Genomic DNA, 5656 nt, shown 5'->3' with positions numbered 1-5656 from the left:
GCGCTGGTGGTGGGCGGCGATGTGTTCATGCAGGCGGTACGCGCAGGCGGCGCGCAGCTGCTGCCCATTGACAGCGAGCATTCAGCCATTTTCCAGTCCTTGCCCGAAGACGCTGCAAGCTGGCCCCAGCGCGTTGAGAAAATTATCCTGACGGCATCCGGTGGACCGTTTCGCACCCGTGATCCCCGCAGTCTTCGGGATGTCACGCCGGATGAGGCCTGTGCGCACCCGAACTGGGTCATGGGCCGCAAGATTTCAGTCGATTCAGCGACGATGATGAACAAGGCCCTGGAGGTCATAGAAGCCAAATATCTTTTTGGTCTGGACCCGGCGAAAATTGAAGTGGTGATCCATCCCCAAAGCATCATTCATTCGATGGTCCAGTACCATGATGCATCGGTGGTGGCGCAGCTGGGAACACCCGACATGCGGGTGCCGATTGCCTATGGCCTTGCGTGGCCCGACCGGATCATCTCGGGGGCCAGTGCGCTGGACTTTGCATCCCTGGCCAATATGACGTTTGAGGTGCCTGATCATGCGCGCTTTCCTGGTTTGCCGCTTGCCTGGGAGGTCCTGAATGCGCCTGTGGGCAGCACGGCAGTGCTCAATGCCGCCAACGAGGTGGCTGTAGCGGCTTTTTTGAACAAGCAAATCCGCTTCGACCAAATTCACCATGTGAACCATGCAACGTTGGACGCGGTCGCGGTCTCTGATGTCAACGACATCGAGGGTTTGCTAGCGTTGGACGCGCGCGCGCGCCTGGTGGCCGCTCAGTTCGCCGAACAGTTGGAGCGCTGACATGCTGACACTGATTTCATTTGTCGTGACACTGGGCATCCTGATTGCGGTTCACGAATACGGCCACTACCGTGTGGCGGTGGCCTGCGGTATCAAGGTTCTCAAGTTTTCCATCGGTTTCGGCAAGCCTGTCTACACCTGGCGGCTCAAAAACAAGCCTACGGAGTTCGCCATTGGCATGCTGCCGCTGGGCGGCTACGTCAAGATGCTCGACGAGCGGGAAGCCCCGGTCGACCCGGCCGAGCGCCATCTGGCTTTCAACACGCAGCCGCTGAAGTCCCGTGCGGCTGTCGTGGCTGCCGGCCCGGCAGCCAATTTGCTGCTTGCCATACTGCTTTACGCCATCGTCAACTGGAGTGGTTTGCAGGAGCCCAGGGCCGTCCTGGCCAGTCCAGTGGCCGGCTCCCTGGCCGAGCAGGCAGGCCTGCGTGGTGAGGAAGTAGTCCAGCAGGCAGCTTTTGAAGGGGACCCACTGGAAACCGTTCGCTCGTTTGAGGACCTTCGCTGGCGCCTCACGCAGGGTGCCCTTGATGGCCGCGACCTGACGTTGGTGCTCGGCGATGATTCATCAACCACATCCAGAACGGTGCTATTGGCGCTCAGCAAACTCGATACGCCCGAAGCAGACGCCCGGTTATTCCAGAAAATCGGCATCCTCAGCCCATGGACCAGGCCGGTAATTGGAGAGGTAATGGCTGGCGGTGCCGCCGAAAAGTCTGGTCTGCGTGCGGGGGATCTGGTGAAGCGAGTCGATGGTCGCGTCATCGTGGATGGCCAGCAGTTGCGTGAAACCATACGCAACTCCGCGCCGGCATCGGCTGGAAATACTGCCGCTGCGCCGCAGCGTTGGGAGGTTCTACGTTCTGGCCAGGCGCTGGTGCTGCAGGTGAGTCCACAGGTCAAGCAGGAGCAGGGCGCCATCGTCGCCCGAATCGGCGCCTATGTGGGCGAACCCCCTGAATTCGTTACGGTGCGCTACGGCCCCCTTGATGGCTTGTGGCAGGGCGCCGTTCGCACCTGGGAGGTGTCGCTTTTAACGCTGAAGATGATGGGGAAAATGGTGATTGGCGAGGCCTCGCTCAAAAACCTGAGCGGACCACTCACGATCGCGGATTACGCCGGGAAATCGGTCAGCATGGGCTGGTCTTCCTATCTGCTTTTTCTTGCGCTGATCAGCGTCAGTCTGGGCGTTCTCAACTTGCTGCCGCTGCCGGTTTTGGACGGCGGACACCTGATGTATTATCTTTGGGAGGGCATTACCGGCCGCAGCGTATCTGACGTCTGGATGGACCGGTTGCAGCGCGGTGGCGTTGCCATCCTTCTGGGCATGATGTCTGTCGCCCTGTTTAATGATGTCGCCCGACTTTTGGGCTAATTCCAACATTTCATGCAAAAACAATTCAATCGATTCAAAGTTCGTGCAGTTTGCGCTATTGCCGCCGGTTTGTGCCTGGTCAATTCTGCTTGGGCCGTTGATCCGTTTACGGTTCGTGATATCCGGGTTGAGGGATTGCAGCGCGTGGAGCCGGGAACGATTTTCGCGTCGCTGCCTTTTCGCGTAGGCGAGACCTATAGCGACGACAAAGGCTCTACGGCGATCCGCGCGCTGTTTGGCTTGGGTTTGTTCAAGGACGTCCGGCTTGAAGTCAGCGGTGACGTGCTGGTCGTGATTGTTGAGGAGCGTCCTACTGTCGCTGACGTCGACTTTGTCGGGACCAAGGAATTCGACAAGGACGTGCTAAAAAAGGCGCTTCGCGACGCCGGCATTTCAGATGGACAGCCTTTTGACAAGGCGCTCGCCGACAAGGCTGAGCAGGAACTCAAGCGCCAGTACATCAACAAGAGCCTTTATGGCGTCGAGGTCATCACGACCGTGACGCCCATCGAGCGCAACCGCGTGAACCTGACCTTCAGCGTGGTTGAGGGTGATGTGGCCAAGATCAAGGAAATCCATATCACGGGCAACAAGGCTTTCAGTGAATCCACGCTGTTAGGTTTGTTTGACCAGGATACCGGCGGCTGGCTGAGCTGGTACACCAAATCTGACCGCTATTCCCGGTCCAAGCTCAACGCGGATATCGAGACCTTGCGCTCTTATTACCTTTCACGCGGGTATCTCGAGTTCAGGGTGGATTCAACGCAGGTGGCGATTTCACCAGACAAGCAGAGCATCGCTGTCACGCTCAATATTACCGAGGGTGAGCGTTTCGTGGTCTCTGGCGTCAAGCTCGATGGCAATTACCTGGGCAAGGAAGAAGAATTCAAATCCCTGGTGACCATCAAGCCCGGAGAGCCTTACAACGCGGATGCGGTGGCTGAAACCACCAAGGCCTTCACCGACTACTTTGGTACTTTCGGATTTGCCTTTGCCAAGGTAGAGGCGACACCCGAAATTGACCGGGTGAACAACCGGGTGGCTTTTGTGGTGCAGGCCGAGCCTTCGCGCCGGGCCTATGTGCGGCGCATCAACGTGGCGGGCAACAGCCGAACGCGTGACGAGGTCGTCAGGCGGGAGTTTCGCCAATTCGAATCTTCCTGGTACGACGGGGACAAAATCCGCCTTTCTCGCGACCGCGTGGACCGTTTGGGGTTCTTCACCGATGTCAACGTGGAAACCCAGGAAGTCACCGGCACGCCGGACCAGGTTGACCTGACGGTGGCTGTGGCAGAAAAACCCACGGGCAACCTCCAGTTGGGCGCCGGCTTTTCCAGTGCTGACAAACTGTCCCTGATGTTTGGCATCCGGCAAGAAAATGTTTTTGGCTCAGGCAACTACCTGGGCATTGAACTCAATACCAGCAAGTCAAACCGGCAACTGGTGCTCAGCACGATTGATCCGTATTTCACGGCAGATGGCATTTCACGCACGATCGACGTGTACGACCGCACTTCCAAGCCACTGTCTGGCCAGGGCGGCGACTACAGCCTCAAGACGCGGGGCGCCAGTATTCGTTTTGGCGTTCCCTTCACCGAAAACGACACCGTTTATTTCGGCACTGGCTACGAGTCGTTGACGATTGTGCCGGGCAATGGTCTTCCCAATCCTTACCTTCTGTACGCCAATGAGCGCGGCTACAAGACAAACTCCGTGCCCTTGACGGTGGGCTGGTCGCGTGACAACCGCGACAGTGCGCTGGTGCCGACAACGGGGCGCTACCAGCGACTGTATGGGGACTGGGGTGTCGCGGGCGATGTCCGCTTTGTGCGTGCCAACTACCAGATCCAGCAATACATACCGATCAACAAGCAGTTCACAGTGGCACTGAATGGTGAGTTAGGTTGGGGGAAAGGCCTGAGCGGCCAAAATTTCACTATTTTCAAGAATTACTATTCAGGCGGATTGGGTTCGGTACGCGGATTTCAGCAGGGTTCTTTAGGGCCGCGTGATCTCTTGGGTTCGGACCCGACCTTGGCGCTAGGCGGCCCCAAAAAGCTGACCCTCAATGCCGAACTCCTTGCGCCATTTCCGGGCGCAGGCAACGACCGCACGCTTCGCCTCTACGGCTTTGTCGATGCCGGCAACGTATTCGGTGAAAAAGAGAGCTATAACTTCAATGATCTGAGAGTTTCAACCGGGATCGGTATCAGCTGGATTTCTCCTATCGGTCCTTTGCGTATCGCTTATGCGGTACCCTTGCGTAAACAGGCGCAAGATAAACTCGAACGTTTGCAATTCCAAATTGGTACATCTTTCTAATGAAGCATTTTTCAAGCAAATTTTTTCTGGGTCTTGCCATCGCACTGGTGGGTTTTACCGCCAGCGCGCAGGAGTTCAAGGTCGGTGTTGTCAACCTGGATCGCATTTTTCGCGAAGCCAACTCAGCCAAGACGGCGCAGACCAAGCTGGAGCAGGAGTTCAGCAAGCGGGAAAAAGAGCTGGGCGATCTTGCGGCCCAACTCAAAACCCTGTCTGAGAAGTTTGAGCGCGAAGCGCCAACGCTTGCTGAAAGCCAGCGGACAACGCGCCAGCGGCAACTCGTTGACCAGGACCGAACCTTTCAAACCAAGCGCCGCGAATTTCAGGAAGACCTGAACGCGCGTAAAAACGAAGAGCTGCAGCAAGTCATCGAACGCGCCAATAAAGTGGTTAAAGCGCTGGCCGAGACCGAAAAGTATGATCTGATTCTTCAGGAGTCGGTCTACGTGAATCCCAAGCATGACATCACCGACAAGGTGATCAAGGCGCTGAACGCCGCACGTTAATTGCGTGTGATCACCACGCGCAGAAACGGCCCAAAAATGCCAGGTGCCCTTTGACGCTGCGACTTGCCGATATTGTTCAGTCTTTGGCGGGTGAGGCCAGTGCCGAGCTGGTGGGTAACCCCGAGACGCTGATTGTTCACCTGTCAACCCTGGATGCTGCGGGTCCGCAGGACCTGACTTTCCTCAGTCACCCCAAATACCTTGGCAAACTCGCACAGTCTGCTGCAGCCTGCGTGGTGGTGGGGCCTGGCGCTCGCGAAGCCGCCGTGCGGCGCGGTGGCTGCATCGTGGTTGACGATCCTTATCATTACTTTGCACTCATCACCCAGCTCTGGAAGCGGCGCCATTTTCCGGCGCCGCAGCCGCAGATTCATCCGAGCGCGTTTATTGACCCCGGGGCCTCGCTGGCTGCTGGTGTGTCGGTCGGGGCGTTTGCCTGCATTGCGGCCGGTGCGGTGATTGGTGCAGGCGCGCGCATTGCCGAGCATTGCGTGGTCGGGCAGCGGGTGCTCATTGGCGCGGACAGTCGGCTGTCTGCCCGGGTCACGGTGGGGGACGACTGCAGCATCGGCGAGCGCTGCATTGTTCACCCTGGCGCCGTGATAGGCGCTGACGGCTTTGGGTTTGCTGCGCATGGTGGCCAGTGGGTCAAGAT

5 protein-coding genes are annotated in these 5656 nt (G+C 57.9%); all 5 read left to right on the top strand.

Annotation, left to right across the window (positions count from 1 at the left end; translation table 11 throughout):
- Positions 1-798, top strand: a 798-nt coding sequence (gene dxr, locus IV091_RS13620) for a 1-deoxy-D-xylulose-5-phosphate reductoisomerase (RefSeq protein ID WP_293469616.1), incomplete at its 5' end; no start/stop codon positions are given.
- Between the two features lies 1 nt (position 799).
- A complete protein-coding gene (gene rseP, locus IV091_RS13615) occupies positions 800-2173 on the top strand; it encodes an RIP metalloprotease RseP (protein WP_293469614.1) in 1374 nt (457 codons plus the stop codon).
- 12 nt (positions 2174-2185) lie between these two features.
- Positions 2186-4495 (top strand): outer membrane protein assembly factor BamA, encoded by a 2310-nt coding sequence (gene bamA, locus IV091_RS13610; RefSeq protein WP_293469612.1) that lies wholly within the window; start codon positions 2186-2188, stop codon positions 4493-4495.
- Positions 4495-5001: an OmpH family outer membrane protein gene (locus IV091_RS13605; protein WP_293469610.1), complete on the top strand. Its 507-nt coding sequence runs from the start codon at positions 4495-4497 to the stop codon at positions 4999-5001. Before bamA ends, IV091_RS13605 begins: the two co-directional genes overlap by 1 nt.
- A gap of 50 nt (positions 5002-5051) precedes the next feature.
- A partial coding sequence (locus tag IV091_RS13600; RefSeq protein ID WP_293469608.1) for an LpxD N-terminal domain-containing protein occupies positions 5052-5656 on the top strand: 605 nt, incomplete at its 3' end.

Origin of the sequence: Polaromonas sp. (genome assembly GCF_018780625.1) — a bacterium.
Lineage (GTDB): Bacteria > Pseudomonadota > Gammaproteobacteria > Burkholderiales > Burkholderiaceae_C > Polaromonas.
The sequence above is the reverse complement of the archived record's forward strand: the minus strand, read 5'-3'. Positions and strand labels throughout refer to the sequence as shown.